General features: G+C 44.6%; 19 protein-coding genes. 10 read left to right on the forward strand and 9 right to left on the reverse strand.

What is annotated here, in order from left to right; all coding sequences use genetic code 11:
* The first annotated feature begins 171 nt into the window (after nt 1-171).
* The 4 genes from AB4209_RS16415 (at nt 172) to AB4209_RS16430 (ending at nt 1983) form a co-directional block, all read left to right on the forward strand.
* Entirely contained in the window at nt 172-861 is a 690-nt protein-coding gene (locus AB4209_RS16415; RefSeq protein WP_372056505.1) for a tellurite resistance TerB family protein, read from the forward strand.
* A gap of 168 nt (nt 862-1029) precedes the next feature.
* Complete coding sequence (locus AB4209_RS16420) at nt 1030-1233, forward strand: YaeP family protein (RefSeq protein WP_008222923.1); 204 nt, start codon at nt 1030-1032, stop codon at nt 1231-1233.
* Nucleotide 1234: 1 nt separating this feature from the next.
* On the forward strand, nt 1235-1426 hold the full coding sequence (locus tag AB4209_RS16425) for a DUF4250 domain-containing protein (protein WP_004738555.1): 192 nt from the start codon (nt 1235-1237) through the stop codon (nt 1424-1426).
* Between the two features lie 230 nt (nt 1427-1656).
* Complete coding sequence (locus AB4209_RS16430) at nt 1657-1983, forward strand: hypothetical protein (protein ID WP_017072003.1); 327 nt, start codon at nt 1657-1659, stop codon at nt 1981-1983.
* Between the two features lie 367 nt (nt 1984-2350).
* On the opposite strand, the gene glyA is transcribed toward AB4209_RS16430, so the two are convergent.
* Nucleotides 2351-3601: a serine hydroxymethyltransferase gene (gene glyA / locus AB4209_RS16435; protein ID WP_017066387.1), complete on the reverse strand. Its 1251-nt coding sequence runs from the start codon at nt 3599-3601 to the stop codon at nt 2351-2353.
* Nucleotides 3602-3948: 347 nt separating this feature from the next.
* On the opposite strand from glyA, the gene AB4209_RS16440 reads away from it, so the two are divergent.
* On the forward strand, nt 3949-4551 hold the full coding sequence (locus AB4209_RS16440; protein ID WP_017060757.1) for a YitT family protein: 603 nt from the start codon (nt 3949-3951) through the stop codon (nt 4549-4551).
* Nucleotides 4552-4732: 181 nt separating this feature from the next.
* Here the strand turns inward: AB4209_RS16440 and treC are convergent, their stop codons facing one another.
* The 5 genes from treC to gmhB all read right to left on the reverse strand — a co-directional run bounded on the left by treC (nt 4733) and on the right by gmhB (nt 10263).
* The gene (gene treC, locus AB4209_RS16445; protein WP_372056507.1) at nt 4733-6418 is read right to left on the reverse strand and encodes an alpha,alpha-phosphotrehalase; all 1686 of its coding nucleotides are present in this window, start codon (nt 6416-6418) and stop codon (nt 4733-4735) included.
* A gap of 141 nt (nt 6419-6559) precedes the next feature.
* Entirely contained in the window at nt 6560-7984 is a 1425-nt protein-coding gene (gene treB, locus AB4209_RS16450) for a PTS trehalose transporter subunit IIBC (protein WP_017063347.1), read from the reverse strand.
* Between the two features lie 204 nt (nt 7985-8188).
* Entirely contained in the window at nt 8189-9133 is a 945-nt protein-coding gene (gene treR, locus AB4209_RS16455) for a trehalose operon repressor TreR (RefSeq protein WP_017071999.1), read from the reverse strand.
* A 91-nt stretch (nt 9134-9224) separates the two neighbouring features.
* Nucleotides 9225-9566 carry an MliC family protein gene (locus AB4209_RS16460; protein WP_017060761.1) on the reverse strand — a complete coding sequence of 114 codons (342 nt, stop codon included), beginning with the start codon at nt 9564-9566 and terminating at the stop codon, nt 9225-9227.
* A 112-nt stretch (nt 9567-9678) separates the two neighbouring features.
* Nucleotides 9679-10263, reverse strand: a complete 585-nt coding sequence (gene gmhB, locus AB4209_RS16465) for a D-glycero-beta-D-manno-heptose 1,7-bisphosphate 7-phosphatase (RefSeq protein WP_017060762.1) — start codon at nt 10261-10263, stop codon at nt 9679-9681.
* A 207-nt stretch (nt 10264-10470) separates the two neighbouring features.
* Between gmhB and metN the strand changes: the two genes are divergently transcribed.
* From metN to AB4209_RS16480, 3 genes are all read left to right on the forward strand, one after another.
* Nucleotides 10471-11505 carry a methionine ABC transporter ATP-binding protein MetN gene (gene metN / locus AB4209_RS16470; protein WP_017060763.1) on the forward strand — a complete coding sequence of 345 codons (1035 nt, stop codon included), beginning with the start codon at nt 10471-10473 and terminating at the stop codon, nt 11503-11505.
* The gene (locus AB4209_RS16475) at nt 11495-12178 is read left to right on the forward strand and encodes a methionine ABC transporter permease (protein ID WP_372056510.1); all 684 of its coding nucleotides are present in this window, start codon (nt 11495-11497) and stop codon (nt 12176-12178) included. The genes metN and AB4209_RS16475 overlap by 11 nt, the downstream gene beginning before the upstream one ends.
* Nucleotides 12179-12244: 66 nt before the next feature.
* Nucleotides 12245-13054 carry a MetQ/NlpA family lipoprotein gene (locus AB4209_RS16480; RefSeq protein WP_017060765.1) on the forward strand — a complete coding sequence of 270 codons (810 nt, stop codon included), beginning with the start codon at nt 12245-12247 and terminating at the stop codon, nt 13052-13054.
* Between the two features lie 91 nt (nt 13055-13145).
* Here AB4209_RS16480 and AB4209_RS16485 read toward each other — a convergent pair whose 3' ends face one another.
* The 3 genes from AB4209_RS16485 to syd form a co-directional block, all read right to left on the reverse strand.
* Nucleotides 13146-14351, reverse strand: coding sequence for a carbohydrate porin (locus AB4209_RS16485; RefSeq protein WP_050633964.1), 1206 nt, complete (start codon nt 14349-14351; stop codon nt 13146-13148).
* A gap of 402 nt (nt 14352-14753) precedes the next feature.
* A complete protein-coding gene (locus AB4209_RS16490) occupies nt 14754-15530 on the reverse strand; it encodes a Zn-ribbon-containing protein (protein ID WP_017060766.1) in 777 nt (258 codons plus the stop codon).
* A 4-nt stretch (nt 15531-15534) separates the two neighbouring features.
* Nucleotides 15535-16080 (reverse strand): SecY-interacting protein, encoded by a 546-nt coding sequence (gene syd / locus AB4209_RS16495; protein WP_050633962.1) that lies wholly within the window; start codon nt 16078-16080, stop codon nt 15535-15537.
* 131 nt (nt 16081-16211) lie between these two features.
* On the opposite strand from syd, the gene queF reads away from it, so the two are divergent.
* Nucleotides 16212-17057 carry an NADPH-dependent 7-cyano-7-deazaguanine reductase QueF gene (gene queF / locus AB4209_RS16500; RefSeq protein WP_017060768.1) on the forward strand — a complete coding sequence of 282 codons (846 nt, stop codon included), beginning with the start codon at nt 16212-16214 and terminating at the stop codon, nt 17055-17057.
* Between the two features lie 58 nt (nt 17058-17115).
* A complete protein-coding gene (locus tag AB4209_RS16505; RefSeq protein ID WP_102393215.1) occupies nt 17116-19374 on the forward strand; it encodes a tetratricopeptide repeat protein in 2259 nt (752 codons plus the stop codon).
* Nucleotides 19375-19437: the final 63 nt, after the last annotated feature.

Consider the following 19437-nt stretch of genomic DNA (forward strand, 5'->3'; position numbering starts at 1 on the left):
TTAACTGATCGGCATTAGCCGTTAGGTGGCCTTTTTTGTGCCTGTCATTTCGCTTCAAACTCCCTTCTATTTATCAGTAGAGTAAATAACGTAAGTTAATCCCCTGTTCATCTTTAAATCCGTATATTGGTGTCATCAACTTTTTGGACATGCTCACCATTGGAGGTATCGATGGATATCAAAAGCTTACTGAACCAAGCACTTAAATCAGATCTCGTAAAACAAGGTACTCAGAAACTTTCACAAGGGTCTTCAAGTTTAAGTGGCCTTTCTCAAGGCAGCAATAGCAAGAGTAGCAGTAAAAGTACACTCGGAGCCTTCGGTGCAGGCGCAGTTGGCGGAGGACTGTTAGGTGCGTTAATGGGCTCTAAGAAGACTAAGAAAATGGGTAAGAAAGCGGCTGGGATTGGCGGCGCAGCAGCACTGGGCGCTTTGGCTTATAAAGTCTACAACGACTACCAGTCCAAACAAGGCCAGACACCTAACGCCGAACAGGCTCAGTTTGATGAAAATGATGCAAACCACAGCGTGCTGATTCTACGATCGATGATTGCCGCGTCTAAAGCTGATGGCCATGTTGATGAAGAAGAGATGGCTAAGATAGAGCAAGCCGTCGAGAATATGGGCGCTGATTATCAACTGACTAAATTGGTCTCTAAAGAACTGCATAAGCCACTCGACCCAAGCGAAATCGCTCAACTGGCAACGTCACCTCAACAGGCGAGTGAGATCTACTTAGCCTCTTTGATTGTAGCGGATGAGCAGAACGTCATGGAGAAGGCCTACCTCAAAGAGTTAGCCAAGCAACTCAACCTTGCTGATGAAGTTACTTATCAACTTGAACAGCAAATCTCTGGTTAAACGGTCAATATCCGGCTAATCGACAAGCTAGCAAAGTGATACATTGAGCGTCAGCAGAATGAGATATTGAGCAAGAACAAACTAACTCTGAACTTAATCAGATCCACTTTGTTTTTGCTTATCTCTATGTGTATATTGAGATCAGTTATCATTTGGTTAGGTATAAAAATGAAAGTATACGATTGTTGTGATTTGGTGCGTGAACTGTATTCTCAAATTGGCAGTGGCGACCAAGGCTATATCCCTAAAGCGATCACCTGCGCGGTAAAAACATTGAATGACCTTGCTGCCGATGAATCTCTTCCTAAAGAAGCGCGTGAGCGTGCAGCCTTTGCCGCTGCAAACCTGCTGATCTCAGATTTCGAGGACTAATATGAACCTCGCTAATTTTGAAAAAATGGATCCTGTGATGTTGATGAGTATCGTCAACATGAAGCTTCGTGACGACTTCGGCGGTGATTTAGATCGAGTGGTCAACTTCTACGAAATCGACAAAGCAGCATTGATCGCAAAGCTCGCGTCTGCTGGTTTTGAGTATCTTCCAGAAGCTAAACAGTTTCGATAGTCGTTAAAAAAATCTTCCTATTTAAAGGCCAACCTCTGTGTTGGTCTTTTTTTTGGTGATACGTAACAAGCAAACATGCAGCAAACCCGTTATAAATTATCTGTCTGCACCTATACTTTTATATCTTAGAGTCAACGAACGCGCCTTGAACCAAAGCGTATTGTTGTATAGGCTACCCAAACTAGCATATAAAACTCATCACCCAACTTGATGATAGTGAAGGATTAACAATGAAAAGACTCGGACTTTTAGCCGTTATCGCAGCCGCACTCACCGCAGGTTGCGCTTCAAATACTCAGCAAGACAACTTTCGCGAAGCCTCTTTTGAGCTGTGTAATACTGAAGTCGATATTTACTCTGTAAGCCATGATGAACGAGTTCGCATCGTCTGCTCTGATGGCTCTAAATTCGCTTTGAACAGCGAAGATACACTAGAAGTAATGCGTGATATCAACATCGACTACTGCGATGGCGAAGGCCTAGGTAAGTTCAGTGAAAGCCGCCACTACTACTCTTTCAAGTGTAAGTCAGGCACCCTACTTAGCATCAAAAAGTAGAATCGACACTACCAAATACCAAAGGGTTAATGTGAAAGCATTAACCCTTTTTAATACCCGCTTTTCTTTACTCTTAATCCCAAATCCACCAGCCACCAGATACAAAAAATAGCTCCTTTAAAGAAGCCTCTAGTATCATTGCTTTTCAAAGTAGTTGTTTGAAATTCTAAGAGAGCACGCGGAGCTTACGAATGTAAGTGAGCATGCTCGACAACGTAATACCCAAAAAAACAAAAAAAGCTCCCAACAGGAGCCTTTCAAATCGTATTTTTCAATCAAATAGCTTTAGTTCAAGGAAAAGGCGCGGAGTTTACGAATGTAAATGAGCACCTTTGACACAGAAATTAAGCTATTTGAGCCAGAAAAATTAAGCGTAAACAGGTAGACGCTTACAGATCTCTAGTACTTTTGCTTTAGTCGCTTCGATAACAGACTCATCACCCATGTTATCTAGGATGTCACAGATCCAACCTGCTAGCTCTTTCGCGTCTGCTTCTGAGAAACCGCGACGAGTGATAGAAGGAGAACCGATACGGATACCTGAAGTAACGAATGGGCTACGTGGGTCGTTTGGTACTGAGTTCTTGTTTACAGTGATGTTTGCTGCACCTAGTGCTGCATCTGCTTCTTTACCTGTGATGTCTTTGTTGATTAGGTCAACTAGGAACAGGTGGTTCTCTGTAGAACCTGAAACGATGTTGTAACCACGAGCTAGGAATTCAGCAACCATTGCTTTTGCGTTAGCAACAACGCGTGCTTGGTATTCTTTGAACTCTGGCTCTAGAGCTTCTTTGAACGCTACTGCTTTACCAGCGATAACGTGCATTAGAGGACCACCTTGGCCGCCTGGGAATACTGCTGAGTTCAGCTTCTTGTAAAGATCTTCGCCTTCGTTAGAAAGGATTAGACCACCACGAGGACCCGCAAGCGTTTTGTGCGTCGTTGTAGTTACTACGTGAGCGTGTGGCACTGGGTTCGGGTAAACGCCTGCAGCGATTAGACCTGCTACGTGAGCCATATCTACGAACAGGTAAGCACCTACTTTGTCAGCGATTTCACGCATGCGCTTCCAATCACAGATTTGAGAGTAAGCAGAGAAACCACCGATGATCATCTTAGGCTTGTTCTCGATAGCCAGCTTTTCCATCTCTTCGTAATCGATTTGACCCGCTTCATCGATACCGTAAGGGATGATGTTGTAAAGCTTACCAGAGAAGTTTACTGGAGAACCGTGAGTTAGGTGACCACCGTGTGCTAGGCTCATACCTAGAACCGTATCGCCTGCATTTAGTAGTGCCATGTATACAGCGTTATTTGCTTGAGAACCTGAGTGAGGCTGTACGTTTGCGTACTCTGCACCAAATAGTTCACATGCACGTTCAATTGCTAGAGTTTCAACTTTGTCTACGTACTCACAACCACCGTAGTAACGCTTGCCTGGGTAGCCTTCAGCGTATTTGTTTGTTAGCTGAGAACCTTGAGCTTCCATTACACGTGGGCTTGTGTAGTTTTCTGAAGCGATAAGTTCGATATGCTCTTCCTGACGAAGAGTTTCTTCTTGGATAGCTGCGAATAGATCCGCATCGTAATCAGCAATGTTCATGTCACGCTTAAGCATCTGTATCTCCTGACTCAGATTGTACTGAAAGTTTCAAAAAAACCACACAACGACCGAAAGCAAACGTTTCCGTCACCGTTTTGATGTGACGCATTCTACATAATTTGATCTAGGTCATAAAGAGCTAATTGCAATTTTATCATGCAGTTTTTTCATAATCACAAATAAGATTCATCATGGTTATTTGGCTTATCCAACCAAAGATGGCGCTTACTGTCAATTTTACGCTTTACACCCTGTAAAACGCAGATTACATAGGTTTACCTTAATTTTGCCCCTCAAGCTACCGAAAGCTAAGGTTTTTCTCTACTATGCACGCCTTTATTGGTTAGGTAATTATAAAAACGATGGAAAAACACTCACGTAAAGAAGATTGGGTAGCGATTCTCACTGGCACGTTTTTAGTGGCGTTAGGCGTCTTCTTTTTACAGTCAGCGAACCTGCTTACCGGGGGCACTACTGGCTTGGCTCTGCTTTTGAGTCAATTCTTGCCTGTAACCTTTGGTATTTTGTACTTTGTTGCCAATTGTCCATTCTATTTATTAGCATGGAAACGATTCGGCCGTAGCTTTGCTATTAGCAGTGCGATTTCTGGTGCTTTAGTATCTGTGTTTGCCGATCATTTATACTTAGTTATCTCGCTAGAAGTTCATAACGAGATCTATTGTGCTGTTGCCGGCGGCTTATTAATGGGCTTAGGTATGCTAATCCTATTCCGTCACCGCTCAAGTCTGGGTGGCTTCAACGTACTGTGCTTGTTTATCCAAGACCGCTACGGTATCTCGGTAGGTAAAACACAAATGGGTATTGATGCATGTATTCTGTTTGCATCGTTCTTCTTCGTGTCACCTTGGGTGATTGCCGTTTCTGTATTAGGCACCGCAGTATTGAACATCGTATTGGCAATGAACCACAAACCAACTCGCTACTCGGTGAATTACGCGTCTTAAAGTTCATTACCTGCTCTGTCGTTGCTGGCACTCGATGCTCAAACTTCTAGCAAGTAGACTCGAGGCACGATATTCCAGCCATCACTAAAACAAAAAAGGCTTTGGGAAGCACTCCAAAGCCTTTGTAGAAGCCTAATCTTTTAAGGGGAATCAAAATTAGGCTCATTGAAATGAAACAAGGTTACCCTTCAATCAAAAGAATACGAGTCTCGTAAGGTTGCAAAACTTGATGATGAGACGCCACTAAACTCTCGCTCACTTGATAATTAGACAACAAGCTCTTAGCCTTTGCCATCTCAAAACGTTCAGGTAAAACGCATTCAGCCTCTTCACCATAATAGTTGTTAATACACAGCAAGGTTTGCCCTTCGTTCTCACGTGCATATGCAAAAATGGATGAGTGATCAGGCAATAGATCTTGATAGCTGCCATCTGTAATCACTGGCACTTGTTTACGTAACTCAATCAAACTCTTATAGAAATAGAAAACAGAGTCTTTGTCTTCCAGTGCTTGCTCAGCGTTAATCCCAGGGTAATTATTCGCTACATCAAGCCATGGCTGAGCTTGTGAGAACCCTGCGTAAGGCTCACTGTTCCATTGCATTGGTGTACGAGAGTTATCACGAGACTTCTGCGCCAAAATCGCCATCATATCTTCATGAGCCACACCATCACGATTCACCATGATGTCGTACATATTGGTACTCTCTACATCACGATACTGGCTGATCTCGGTGTAACCTGGGTTGGTCATACCAATCTCTTCACCTTGATAGATATACGGCGTGCCTTGCATCATGTGAACAGAAGCGGCAAGCATCTTGGCTGATTCAACGCGATATTGCTGATCGTTACCTAAGCGGCTCACCACTCTTGGTTGGTCGTGGTTACACCAGAATAGTGCGCCCCACCCTTTGCCATTCAATCCCGTTTGCCAGTGGTTAAAGATCGATTTGAGCTGTAAGAAATCAAACGGCGCATTGGTCCACTTCTCACCATTGGTGTAATCGACCTTAAGGTGGTGGAAGTTAAACACCATCGATAGCTCACTGTTATCAACGTTTGAGTATTGCTGGCAGTGTTCCAACGTGGTTGAAGACATCTCGCCTACGGTCACGCTGCCGTACTTCTGGAATACCGCTTCGCTGATCTCTTTCAGGTATTCGTGTACACGTGGACCATCGGTATAGAAACGACGGCCATCACCGATATCATCATTAGGAAAGTCTTGCTGCTTCGAAATCAGGTTGATCACATCCAAGCGGAAACCATCAACGCCCTTTTCTGCCCAAAAGCTGATAACGTCTTTCACTTCTTCACGTACAACCGGGTTCTCCCAGTTGAGGTCAGCCTGTTCTTTGGCGAATAAGTGTAGGAAGTATTGCCCAGTCGCCTCATCTAGTTCCCACGCATTACCACCGAACTTAGACTGCCAGTTAGTTGGTGCTTGACCATCTACGGGATCTTTCCATATGTAGTAGTCGCGGTATGGGCTGTTTTTATCACCCAATGCTGACTGAAACCACGCATGTTCTGTTGAGGTGTGGTTTACCACGATATCCATCACGATACGAATACCACGTTGGTGCGCTTCAGCCAGCAATAGGTCGAAATCTTCCATGGTGCCGAATTGAGGATTAATCGCGTAGTAGTCTGAGATATCGTAACCATTATCGATCATAGGAGATGCGTAAACCGGGGTTAGCCAAATCGCATCGACACTCAAATGTTTGAGGTAATCCAGTTTCGAAATGATCCCTTTGATGTCGCCAGTACCTTTACTGCCACTGTCACAAAAGCTCTTTGGGTAGATTTGATAGATGGTTGCGGTTTTCCACCAGCTTTCATCATGTTCAGTCATCGCCATCTCTAACACTCACTTACCAGAAAATATAAAATAAAAATCACCATGTGAATCATGGTCGAATAGCCGTTATAACTAAAAGAAAAAGCTATAACTAAGAGAAAAAGCGATAACTCATTTTGGAGTCATCGCTTATTCAATGCATTACGCGTTCGCGGTTTCTAACTCACCCTTGGATTGGGCTCGCTTGTAGAAAAACAGGGTTAGCGTGATAGGCAGTACTATCGCCACCAGCATCGCGACTAGGTAAATCGACCAATATTGAGGTTGAATCGATAGGATGCCCGGCAAGCCGCCGACACCGATACCATTCGCCATCACACCCGCGCTACCACAGATTGCGGCTGCAACAGCACTACCAATCATTGCGCTCAGCATTGGGAATTTGTATTTAAGGTTAATACCGTACATCGCAGGCTCTGTTACACCTAAGTAGGCTGAGATTGCCGCAGGAACCGAGATATCTCGTTCACCTTCACGCTTACTCAAGATAATGATGCCGACTACTGCCGATGCTTGTGCAATGTTTGATAGTGCAATCAAAGGCCAAATTGGTGTCCCGCCTAAGTCTTGCATCAGTTGCAGATCCACCGCGTTGGTGGTGTGGTGAATACCCGTGATAACCAAAGGTGCGTATAGGAAACCAAAAACCACTGAACCAAGAATCGCAAAATCACCTGTCATTGCCGCTTTAGCTGCGAATGCCACACCATCGCCTAACATACGACCGAATGGGCCAATGAAAGCGTGCGCTAGAATCACAGACAAAATAATCGATACAAATGGCACCACAACTAGGTACAAGTAAGCAGGGACGATGCGCTTAAGATTGGTTTCAATGAACGCCAAAGCCACACCCGCTAACATTGCTGGGATCACCTGAGCCTGATAACCGACCTTCTCAATCACAAACAGTCCAAAATCCCATACCTCAGGTACCGATTTACCTATCATGTATGCGTTCATGAGTTGTGGTGAAACTAAGGTCACACCGAGCGTGATACCCAAAATTGGGGTTCCGCCAAGCTTCTTAACCGTAGCCCAACACACACCAACCGGTAGGAAGAAGAAAATAGCTTCGCCGATCAACCATAAGAAAGAGTGAACGGTTGCCCAGAATTGACTGATTTCAACTAAGGTTTTGCCGTCGAACATGCGAATGTCGCCAATCACATTACGGAAACCAAGAATCAAACCACCTGTAATGATGGCAGGCAGCAGTGGTACGAAAATTTCGGCTAAATGGGAGATACCACGCTCAAGGAAGTTCATATTTTGACGAGCAGCCAGCTTCGCCTCATCTTTTGATGATGCCTCTTTACCTGTCTGTTCAATCAGAAGTGCGTACACTTCATCAACTTCAGTGCCAATCACAACTTGGAATTGGCCTGCGTTAGTAAAACAGCCTTTTACTAGCTTCAGTTTTTCGAGTTCAGCTTTGTTGGCCTGCTCTGTATCGTTCAATACAAAACGCAGTCGAGTCAGACAGTGGCTGACACTCGCAATGTTTTCTTTACCACCGACTAACTCGATAAGACGCGCAACGTCTTGCTTCGCTATCTTACTCATACTACCCCACCCTGGTTTCATTCAATTACTCTTCTAAACCATGCAGCTATAACCACTTCGATTTAGATTGATGGGAACATTCCCAATCACGGTTATTATAATGCCCACATGAATGATAAATTAAAATGGGAACAGTCCCATTAATTGAAAGAGATCACACTCTAATTTTAATCTAAGCGGTTCAATTTCGCTTAATTGAGTGGATTATAGAATCGGAGATTGAGTGTGATGAGAGATCTCTGAATTGCCTAAAAGCTGAGAGATCAATAGATTAGCGGCCAATTTACCTGCAGATTGATACCCAGGATCAATGCTAAATACTCGAGGGAACAAGAAAGAGAGAAGATCATTACCACCAACGCCGGTGACGACCACATCTTCACGTTGTCGCTCTTGCAGACGTTTGATCACACCGAGAGCCAATGTGTCACTAGCACAGACTATAGCTTGGGTGTTAGGTGTTAGTACCTCATCCACCAGCTGATAAGCACTTTCGTGATGAAGTTGACCAGTACGATAGTTTGCCACCGAACCTGTGTTTTCACACCAATCGAGATAAGCCTTAAGACGCAGTTCACCGGTTGATTTATCACTAGGATCAACCCCGATAAAGCCAATGTCAGAGATCCCTTGATCCGATAAATGCACCAACGCACTATTGATCACCTGTTGGTTATCATAGTTAATCGACGTCACGTTCTCGGTATCCAGAGCAATCACCACCGCTTTGTGTTCCCAAGCTTCGATTGCCGGAATATCGCAGTCAGTAAAACCAAATACAATAATGCCATCAACGTTACGACGCTTTAGAACTTGCAGGTGCTCATTGGCTTTATCTCTATCAAGTTGGCTTTCCATGATCACGACATCGTAATCCGCTCGATACAACTCGGCCAGCATCGTGCTAACGGCTTTGTTTTCAGAGGGAGAGTCCAAACGAGAGATAATCACGCCGATGACTTTTTGGCTGCCACCGCGCATCGATTGCGCAGATTTTGAAGGCGTGTACCCAGATTCTTGAATTACTCTTTCCACCCTTTCACGGGTTTCAGGTTTCACTTTTGGATCATTGGTCAGAACGCGTGATACGGTTGACTTACCAACACCGGACAGCTTTGCAATATCAAGAATAGTGAGTTTTTTGCTCATAAAAAGTCTAACGTTAAAGGGAAGAGAAGAAAAAGTGAGGGTAGATTCCCTCACTTAACTGTTTGTAAATACTAGCAGTTCTTACTATGACTTACTTTTGGCAATTTCGATAGACTACGCGACCAAGTTCTAGACGCGCATTGTCACCTTTCGTGCGCAAAGTGATGCTGTTAATCATCTCTGAAGTGCCATCATCTAAGATGTATTTGGTTCCTGAGCCCGCTGGAACTTGAGTCAGGCGGTATTCATTATCAGGCAAGCGTAGTACCGCTTTTTCATTATCAAGGTAAGACACATCAAACGAGACGTCAGACTCACATTGATAAGTCGCGAATTGATCATTCGATGTTGCGCTATCAGTCTCAGGGGCTGCTGATTTAGAGCACCCAACCAATGCTACTGTACATAGAGATGCTACCAACATAGCTTTCATACTTCGTTCCTCATCTTTATATAGTCAACGACACTTAGCCTATTCACAGGTTCGAACAAACCTAATGTAAGTGCCTAATGATAGGTCCATACCTTAGTGATAAATAAAACGTTTAGCCTTTTAAGAAAGCGGGTACGTCTTTAATGCTATCAAGTACCACGCTAGCCAACGCTTCACCTTTTTCAGTGATGGGTTTACCCGTTCTTACCAAGACTTTAGTACCAACACCTGCTGCTTCTGCAGCCATCATGTCTTCCGCTTTATCGCCGATCATGACCGAGTTAGCCATATCAATCTTCAGAAAGTCACGAGCAGAAATGAACATGCCTGGCTTTGGCTTACGACATTCACAATCTTGCTTGTAGTCACCAATACCGTGCTCAGCGTGGTGAGGACAGTAATAAATGCCATCGAGCTCGACACCATTATCAACAAAGTTCCAATCCATCCACTGCGTTAAAGAAAGAAAACGGTCTTCACTAAACATGCCGCGAGCAATACCAGATTGGTTGGTCACTAGCACCAATAAATAACCCATATCTTTAAACGCTTTCGCCGCTTCAAACACACCATCGATGTATTCAAAGTCATGCTCATCATGTACGTAGCCGTGATCAACGTTAATCACTCCATCACGATCTAAAAAAACAGCAGGTTTAGACAAAATTTTGTTCTCTATCAACTCTCTATTAATCATTAATTATTACACGCTTTATTTGCTTCATCACTATCTATTTAGTTTTGCGTTCGTTAACGATTTGTTTCTAGCTTAGCCATACAATCGACGTTTAGCCGTCTAGACGTAAAAATATCTATTGACTTAGATCATAGAACACCATAGCATCGTCTGTAAATCGAGCGAGCTATCGACATATTATTCTGTTCTACCTGCACGGGTTTCTCTATGATTAAAGTGAATCAAGTCAACAAGGTTTTTTATCAAGGCACTAAAGAAATCAATGCCTTAATTGATATCAACCTCCACATTCCTCAAGGTCAAATCTTTGGAGTCATCGGCTCTTCTGGTGCAGGCAAAAGTACCCTGATCCGTTGTGTAAATATGTTGGAAGCTCCGACCTCTGGTGAAGTGATTGTTGACGGTATCGACCTAACAAAACTCAGCAAATCAGAACTTAGCGAAGCGCGCCGTAACATCGGCATGATATTCCAGCACTTCAACCTGCTGTCTTCTCGTACTGTATTTAACAATGTAGCACTGCCTCTAGAACTTGCTGGTAAAGATAAAGCGATTATTGAAGCGAAAGTCAGCGAGTTACTTGAACTGGTTGGCCTTGCTGATAAGCGTGACACCTACCCGGCAAACCTAAGTGGTGGTCAAAAGCAGCGTGTGGCGATTGCTCGCGCACTGGCCTCTGACCCGAAAGTACTGCTATGTGATGAAGCCACCAGCGCATTGGATCCAGCAACAACTCAATCTATCCTTGAGCTGCTGCGTGAAATCAACCGCAAGCTGAACATCACTATCCTGCTTATTACACACGAGATGGATGTGGTTAAAAGCATTTGTCACGAGGTTGCGATCATTGGCGGCGGTGAATTGGTAGAGAAAGGTACAGTCGGTGACATCTTTGCTCATCCGAAGACAGAGCTAGCGCATCAGTTTATTCGCTCAACGTTGGATCTGACGATCCCTGAAGATTACCAAGCACGTTTGCAAGAGACTCGCGTAAACAGCAGCTACCCGCTGGTGCGTCTTGAGTTTACGGGTGCAACGGTTGATGCTCCGCTAATGACGCAAATCGCACGTAAATTCAATATCGATGTCAGCATCTTAAGTTCTGACCTTGATTACGCCGGTGGCGTGAAGTTCGGCATGATGGTCGCTGAACTGTTCGGTAATGAAGCAGATGATAATGCTGCTATCCAATTCCTACGCGACAACAATGTAAAAGTAGAGGTGCTTGGTTATGTCCTTTAGTTTCAACGAGATTGCTGACTGGATCAGCCTTAACGGTAACCTTCTATTAGGCGCAACAGGCGAAACGCTTTACATGGTTGCTGTTGCAGGCATTGTTGGCTTCGCGGTCGGTATTCCACTAGGCGTGATTCTGCATACGACTAAAAAAGGTGGCCTGTTAGAGAACACCAAAGTAAACAAGATTCTAGGTGCGATTGTGAACATGGGTCGTTCAGTACCTTTCTTAGTTTTGATGGTTGCGATTATTCCACTGACTAAGATGCTGATTGGTACCTTCATCGGTACAACAGCAGCGATTGTTCCACTGACGATTGGCGCTATCCCATTCGTGGCTCGACTTATCGAAAGTGCACTACTTGAAGTACCAACAGGTCTAGTGGAAGCGGCCCAATCAATGGGCGCAACACCAACACAAATCATCAATAAGGTTCTGCTTCCAGAAGCACTACCGACTATCATCAACTCAGTAACGATTACGCTAGTGACTCTGGTGAGCTACTCAGCAATGGCCGGTACTGTAGGCGGTGGTGGCCTAGGTGATGTCGCGATTCGTTACGGATTCCACCGCTACGATGTGACCATCATGGCTGTGACAGTAGTGATGTTGATTGTGCTGGTACAAATTATTCAATCAATCGGTGATTCATTAGTTCGCCGCGTTGACCACAGATAAAGACTCACACATAAAGATTAGAGTCGTCTGAACCTAATTAAATAGATTTATTAAAAGGAGATTATTATGAAATTTAACCTTAAAGGTTTACTAACTATCGCAGCAGCAGCTTCAGCGCTAGTTCTAGCAGGTTGTGGTGATAAAGAAGTGGATACTTCTAAAGTAAAAGTTGGCGTAATGGCAGGTGCAGAAGCGCAAGTTGCTGAAGTGGCAGCTAAAGTAGCGAAAGAGAAATACGGCCTAGACGTTGAACTGGTTACTTTCACGGATTACGTAACACCAAACGCAGCTCTAGATGATGGTTCTATCGACATCAACGCATTCCAACACGCACCGTACCTAGATCAGCAAGTGGCTGACCGTGGCTACAAGCTAACTATCGCTGGTAACACGTTTGTTTACCCAATTGCGGGTTACTCTAAAGAAGTGAAATCGGTAGACGAAATCCAAGACGGTGCTCGTATTGCTGTACCAAACGACCCTACAAACCTAGGTCGCTCTCTACTTCTTCTTGAGCAACAAGGTCTTCTTGAACTTCGTGAAGGCGCAGGTCTTCTAGCTACAGTTCGCGACATCGTGGGTAACCCTAAGAACCTAACGATTGTTGAACTAGACGCAGCTCAACTGCCACGTTCTCTTGATGATGTTGCTCTATCTATCATCAACACAACTTACGCGAGCTCTATCAACCTGACTCCACAAAAAGATGGCGTATTCGTTGAAGACAAAGATTCTCCTTACGTAAACCTAATCGTTTCTCGTGAAGACAACCTAAACGCTGAAAACGTACAAAACTTCGTTAAAGCTTACCAAACTGAAGAAGTGTACAACGCAGCTTCTGACATCTTCCAAGGTGGCGTCGTTAAAGGTTGGTAATCAACTAAATAACAGCACTGTATAGATACCCGAAGGGGCTGACATAACGTCAGCCCCTTTTTATTGGTTAGGATTTACCAGGAAGTTCGACTTACCACCAAGCTTCCACTTGCATACCAACACTCATTTCACTGTTTTTACCTTCACCGAAGGCATTGTCGTTTTCAGCATCATTCAAGTAAGTGGCGAAGATACGGAATTCAGGACGAGACCAGAAACCCACTTGTGGAACCCAAGCCTGAGCGATTGTGAATTTACCACCTGCCCCATCTTGGTTATCAATCGTTTCTACAAAACCACCAATTTCAAGGATGGTACGCATGCGCTTGTCCCACTTATAAAGCGGACGAATGACGGCACTGAAAGAGTCATCATCACTATTATTAGCACCCACACCGGTTGACGCGGCATAACGCACAGTGTGGCCAAACTCGATGTTCTCACCAATCGCAAGCACGCCCCAGTTAATCAAACGGAAGCCATCGGCGTCATTGTTGTTTGCATCACGAACGATGCCTTTACCCGTTCCAAAAGTCGTCATCTGCTCGGCATAACCAGAGTTAGCAACCTGTAGAATGGTTTTGTTGAAGCCGCCAGATAGGTTTTGATTCAAGCTCGCCGTTAGCATTACGCTGTCATCCGCATCCACCGTTTGACCTTGTTTTTCATTGGCGAAGTTCATATCAATACCGACCTCAAGATCAGCATTGCTCCACAATGGAATGCCCGCATAACGTATATCAGCAATCATGGCTGTGGTTTCTTTGCCATCAAACACATCGCCAGTCACCGTGTCTTGAATCAAAGCCACCGATAATTTACCAGGGCCTAGGTTGATGTGTTCAACGCCGGCTCCAATACCACTTACATCCCAGTAGTAGTTATCAACGATGTGCACATCATGACGTTGGTAGTAGCGCTCACCCGCCCAAATCCCAATGTCCTTATCTTCAAAAAGCCCCACCGCCTGAACATTCAATTGCACCACATCCACGCTTTTATCCGCGGCATTCTCATCTTGGCCTTGCCAGTACGACAACATGGAATCAACTAAAAATGAAACGTCGTCCTCAGCATACACTTCTTTCTTAAAGCCAAACTCACCATACAGGTCATTTTCGTTGCCGAGTCGGCCAACTTTACTCACCTCCCACTTGCTGTTTGAGCCGCCTTCATTACTCAGGCCAACGCCGCCGCGCATGTAGCCATTGAACTCCAATGGCGTGGTTTCATCAGCGTATAAATTAGGAGCAAGTAAAGCAGTAGAGAGTGCAGCAGCAATAGGTAACAGTTTCATCGTCCATTCCTTTCAGATCTAGAATCAGGTTATTATTTATAAATGGGAACATTCCCATGGGATCGATCCCATTTATATTGAGCAGAATATAAATTGAAAGAGAACTGATTGATTATTGTGATCAGGATAACTATTGAGATAACTAAAAGTTGATGGGTGTTGGATTATTTCAATGAATACATTGGCGCTACAGAAAGAGCTGAATATCACGTTCTGTGCGTATTTAAAGGGGAAAAGGATAACGATAAGAGAGTAACAAAGATCAAGCTAAGACAGGTAACGAAGTCACGGCATCGGGGATGATACAAGGTGCTAAACATTTAATATAAAAGGAAAAAAATATCGGAGCACTAAATAGCACTCCGATATCTAAAGCATGACGCTTAAATAACTACAAGAAGACTACTTCAGGTGATCCCAAGAGATGTTTGACACCAATCGGCAGTCATCACACTTGAAATAGAAAATATCGTGGATAGGCGCATCTAGCAGCCATTCACCACCACATTGCGGGCATTTGCGCTCTTTTTCATCTTTCAGGCTGATCCCACCGACACGGTATAAGTAGTAGTAGGTTGGAACCTTAGTCAGATACTCAATGCGCCCTCTTAGACCCCAACCGCGTTTAAACAGCACACTCTTCGTGTCACTGATCTCGGTTAGCGTTGCATGTTCCGCGCGACAACCACCACCCATTTGTACTTCATCACAGGCTTGCCATTCGGTCTGCCATTTCAACACGGCTTTATGGTCGCCATTGAAGGTAGGTGGATTGCGATACAAAGGGATTGGTAGCAAGCTATCGCCACTACGCAGCGGTGAACAGGTGTGCACGAATGTCGTGTATAACACCTGCCAGCTTGGTGTTTCATCTTCTGCCACTTCTTCTGAGTTCAGATCTCGACCGAGCAAACGCATTTTAGGCGCTAGTAGGCTCGCGTTAGACAAGCGATCAAAACACACTTTCACAAAGTCTGAGTGATTCCGCGGGTGCAAGCTATCTTGCTCCGGGCACACAACGCGAACATAGAATTCCCCATCGCCCATCACGATTGGGAACTCACGACCTAACACTTGTCCGTTATAACGAAGTGCATCCATTAAGCCATTAACCGCCTTGTCGACAGCGCTTACCGTTGTGTTATCAAAACACTCAAATTGAAGTTCTAGTACGTACATCTATTTATACCGCTGGTTGTAGCTTTTCTAAAAATTCTGCCAATGTCTCGGCGAGCACATCACGATTTTTGGTACCTAAGCGCTCCAAAATCACGTTACCCGTTAGGTTACAGATAGAGATAACATCCAGCTCAGCATCGGTCGCGGCAATGAAAACCGTTGGTTTTAGCTTCAAGCGACGCTGAGTTACTAGGTGACCCAAAATGTTTTCTTGTAGGCATTCGAAGTCTTCATCACTCCAAATCTGTAACAGAGTCAATTCGTTACCATCGAAAGTTGCGTTCATATCTGCGCTGAATTGTGCGCCGTAGAAAGTTTTGATGTCTTCATGCAGAGTCAACTCAATACCGGTTTCAACGTTGGTGAAATCCGCGAATTGCTCACGTGGATAGTGCTTCCACAACACGGCATCGCCACTCTTTTCTTCTACGCATGGCGATACGATGTCCACCAACTCCTCATTACGAGGTAAGCTTTGGTGTTTCTGCTGCCACGCGTCAACGTATCGCTGACTAAAAGAAAGTAGTGCGTCTTGAGCACGTTGAGTCATGAAAATCTCCTAAACACAAAATAATAAATAGAATCCGAGCCCTTTCCGCGCCGATTAAGCGATGACTTAATGACAGGGTAAGGGGGATTCAGTAAAATCGACCCCATTCTAATCGAATTTGAAACGAAAGTATGAGCAAATATTCTGACGCAAAAGAGCTAGCGGGTTTAACCCTTGGCCAAAAAACTGAGTACTCTAACCAATACGATGCAAGTTTATTGCAACCAGTGCCTCGTAGCCTTAATCGCGATGATCTTGCGCTAAACGGCGAGCTGCCTTTTGTTGGTCATGATATTTGGACGATGTACGAGCTTTCGTGGCTAAACACCAATGGTCTACCACAAGTGGCTGTCGGTGAAGTTTTCATCCCAGCAACCAGCCCAAATTTAATTGAATCAAAATCTTTCAAGCTGTACCTGAACAGCTACAACCAGACTCAATTTGAAAACTGGGATCAAGTAACCGAGCGCCTGACCCAAGATTTGTCGGCATGTGCAGGCGAAACGGTGATTGTGAATGTAAACTCAGTAACCGACTACACTAACCAACCTATCGTGACGATGGAAGGTGACTGTATCGACAACCAAGACATCCAAATCACTAGCTACGACTTTGAAGCGTCGCTGCTTGAAGGCGCTGCTGGCGAACAAGACGTTGAAGAAACACTGCACAGCCACCTATTGAAGTCGAACTGTTTGATCACCAATCAACCGGATTGGGGCAGCGTTGAGATCGCATATTCTGGTAAGCAAATTGACCGTGAAGCTCTGCTACGCTATTTAGTTTCTTTCCGTGAGCACAATGAATTCCACGAACAATGTGTTGAGCGTATCTTCACTGACATCATGAAATACTGTGCACCTTCGAAGCTAACTGTGTTCGCACGTTACACACGTCGTGGTGGTCTGGATATCAACCCATACCGTTCAACAGAGCAAGATAGACCAAGCCACAATAAGCGTATGGCTCGCCAATAATCAGGCGAGAACCACCCACACTTATTTGAACCTACCAAATCTTTAAAGGGACATTGAAATGCGTTGGTTATACGTTGTTAGTCTATTTATTTTAAGCTTAAGCACATCGGTCAATGCGTCGGTTTATTCGTCGGCGCTACTCAATGAAGCCAATAATTTGGTTGAGATCGAGCCGAGCCAAGCAAAACAAATGGCCAACAGCTACCTAACGCTGCGTGTCCTTTCTGATCAACGCGAGAAAAGCCCTTCAGCTATTTCTCGCGAAGAGACAGACTCCTCGATTCGAACACCAAACAGCAGTATCGATGCGTATAAGATCTTAGCCAAAGCGGAATACAACCTTGGCAATATGCGTATTGCGATTCAGCACATCGACAAAGCCTCCGAGCTAGCGCAAACCTATAAGCTTGATTACCTAAAAATAGATCTTCAGATCCTAAAAGTTCGCTTACTTTGGCTGAGTGATAGAAAATCAGCCAAAGCAAAATCAGAGCTCACTAACATTGAAACAAATCTAGAGTCGGTGAATAAAACCTTACGCTTAACGGAAGGCATTACCTATCGCTTGATCATGTTGAAAGCCGACATCGCCTCTTACGACAACAAGATCGATGAAGCCGAAAAGTTCTATCAAGAAGCCAAAACCTATCTCGATCAACGTTACTCTGAAAAAGTCACCATCGACTACCATATCTCCGTCGGCGAGTTTTATCTGACTCACAAAGAGTACAACCACGCGTTATCCGAGTTGTTGTATGGCTACTGGAAATCAGTAGAGGGCAATCTAAGTTCACGTTTGGCCAAGGTCAACCGCCTACTTGCGCAGCTTTTCTTTGAGCGCCAAGTGTTGGATAAAGCGTTAGAACACCTATCTCAAGCCGCTGATTTCTATGACAACTTTGAAAACTCGCCTGTCTTAGCACAAGTGCTTAAGAAAATGGGGGATGTGTACTTCTATCAAGGGAAATATAACCTTGCCTTGGTACACTTCTTCAACGTTCTTGATCACGAAAGCACTGACCGAGATATCCACCAAGTCATTGATATCCGACTAAGTCTATCGGCGACCTACTTACGCCTTTATAACTACCCTCTAGCAGAACAGTACCTAACCCGTGCCCTTGAGCTGCTGGAATATACCGACATTCCAAAGCTGGAAGGCCGTGCTGCACTGTTATCTGCAGGGTTAGCGTATCACCTACAAGAAAGCGAAGACGTGATAAAGCATGCGACACGTGCACTTGAGATCTCACGCCAGATAGAGAACATGCGCCTTTCACAACGCTCGTACTACTTACTTTCTTTGGGTTATGAACAGGCAGGTCGTCCACAGCAAGCATTGGCAAACCTCAAGCAATACAACAGCCTTGTCTCTCTAGAGCAGCAAAAACTCAACCGTGTTGGCGAAGACGCGTTCCGTCAACAGAAAGAATTTGCCGAACAAACCCTGCACTACGCAGGCCAAGCGCAAGAGCTAGAAAAGTACAAACTAGAGCATCGCAAGTTCCAGAAAATATCGTTCGCCCTATTCCTGTTCAGTATTATCTTGTTCTTCTTTGTGCTTCGCCGTGGCTACCTCATTCAAACCTTAGCCAAAGAAGTCGACTCACTACGAACAGACCTGTTTACGCACTCACGATCTAAGCTCCCGAACCTCAGAATGCTCAATGCCAAGCTGTCCAATTCGCTAGAACAAACCAGCCAGACCTTCGAACAGTGGCAACTTGGCGAATTGATTCATGAGCCACTCAACGACCGCTTACGCTTCGTGATGATTGATTTACCGTTCTTACGCAATATGTACACGCAGAACGGTTACAAAGCCGGTCTAGAACTGGAAGACGCTTTCGGTGAATTCCTAAAATCTAAGCTTGAAGGCCCAGCTCGTGTCTACCACTTCTCGGATGCGAACCTGCTTTATATCGAGCCAAACGCGGACCGTGATTTGTCGCCTGAGGACATGTTCAGAAAGATTCAGTCTTGGGTGAATGACTTCGAAACAGAGCGAAACATCAACCGAACGGTCCGTATGGGCATCGCTGACTACCCATTCTTGCCACGCGCTTACACCGCAATTAACGATCAAGAGCTGCTCGACGTATTGTTGATGTCGACCAATCTCGCCCGTGAGATCAGTCTCAAAGAGCGCAGTAGCCAATGGGTCTATCTAAAAGCTATCGATAATGCACCAGCAGCGAGCCTTGCAACTGGTAACATAAGAGAAGCGTGTAAACATGCGATTAATCAAGGGTTAATAAAAATACAATCCTCGTACCAGAATGAGGACAACATCAAAAAAATGCTAAAAGATGACTGATTTGCGAGCGGTTAAGAGCAGCAAGTCGTGACCTTATTTTTAGTTTTGTTATTATCGATGTAA

The sequence above is a fragment of the Vibrio sp. 10N.286.48.C11 genome, assembly GCF_041469805.1.
In the GTDB taxonomy this organism is placed as follows: domain Bacteria; phylum Pseudomonadota; class Gammaproteobacteria; order Enterobacterales; family Vibrionaceae; genus Vibrio; species Vibrio crassostreae_C.

Coding starts and splice junctions, on each gene's coding strand:
- AB4209_RS16415 (WP_372056505.1), top strand. CDS start 172: ATGGATATCAAAAGCTTACTGAACCAAGCACTTAAATCAGATCTCGTA.
- AB4209_RS16420 (WP_008222923.1), top strand. CDS start 1,030: ATGAAAGTATACGATTGTTGTGATTTGGTGCGTGAACTGTATTCTCAA.
- AB4209_RS16425 (WP_004738555.1), top strand. CDS start 1,235: ATGAACCTCGCTAATTTTGAAAAAATGGATCCTGTGATGTTGATGAGT.
- AB4209_RS16430 (WP_017072003.1), top strand. CDS start 1,657: ATGAAAAGACTCGGACTTTTAGCCGTTATCGCAGCCGCACTCACCGCA.
- glyA (WP_017066387.1), bottom strand. CDS start 3,601: ATGCTTAAGCGTGACATGAACATTGCTGATTACGATGCGGATCTATTC.
- AB4209_RS16440 (WP_017060757.1), top strand. CDS start 3,949: ATGGAAAAACACTCACGTAAAGAAGATTGGGTAGCGATTCTCACTGGC.
- treC (WP_372056507.1), bottom strand. CDS start 6,418: ATGGCGATGACTGAACATGATGAAAGCTGGTGGAAAACCGCAACCATC.
- treB (WP_017063347.1), bottom strand. CDS start 7,984: ATGAGTAAGATAGCGAAGCAAGACGTTGCGCGTCTTATCGAGTTAGTC.
- treR (WP_017071999.1), bottom strand. CDS start 9,133: ATGAGCAAAAAACTCACTATTCTTGATATTGCAAAGCTGTCCGGTGTT.
- AB4209_RS16460 (WP_017060761.1), bottom strand. CDS start 9,566: ATGAAAGCTATGTTGGTAGCATCTCTATGTACAGTAGCATTGGTTGGG.
- gmhB (WP_017060762.1), bottom strand. CDS start 10,263: ATGATTAATAGAGAGTTGATAGAGAACAAAATTTTGTCTAAACCTGCT.
- metN (WP_017060763.1), top strand. CDS start 10,471: ATGATTAAAGTGAATCAAGTCAACAAGGTTTTTTATCAAGGCACTAAA.
- AB4209_RS16475 (WP_372056510.1), top strand. CDS start 11,495: ATGTCCTTTAGTTTCAACGAGATTGCTGACTGGATCAGCCTTAACGGT.
- AB4209_RS16480 (WP_017060765.1), top strand. CDS start 12,245: ATGAAATTTAACCTTAAAGGTTTACTAACTATCGCAGCAGCAGCTTCA.
- AB4209_RS16485 (WP_050633964.1), bottom strand. CDS start 14,351: ATGAAACTGTTACCTATTGCTGCTGCACTCTCTACTGCTTTACTTGCT.
- AB4209_RS16490 (WP_017060766.1), bottom strand. CDS start 15,530: ATGTACGTACTAGAACTTCAATTTGAGTGTTTTGATAACACAACGGTA.
- syd (WP_050633962.1), bottom strand. CDS start 16,080: ATGACTCAACGTGCTCAAGACGCACTACTTTCTTTTAGTCAGCGATAC.
- queF (WP_017060768.1), top strand. CDS start 16,212: ATGAGCAAATATTCTGACGCAAAAGAGCTAGCGGGTTTAACCCTTGGC.
- AB4209_RS16505 (WP_102393215.1), top strand. CDS start 17,116: ATGCGTTGGTTATACGTTGTTAGTCTATTTATTTTAAGCTTAAGCACA.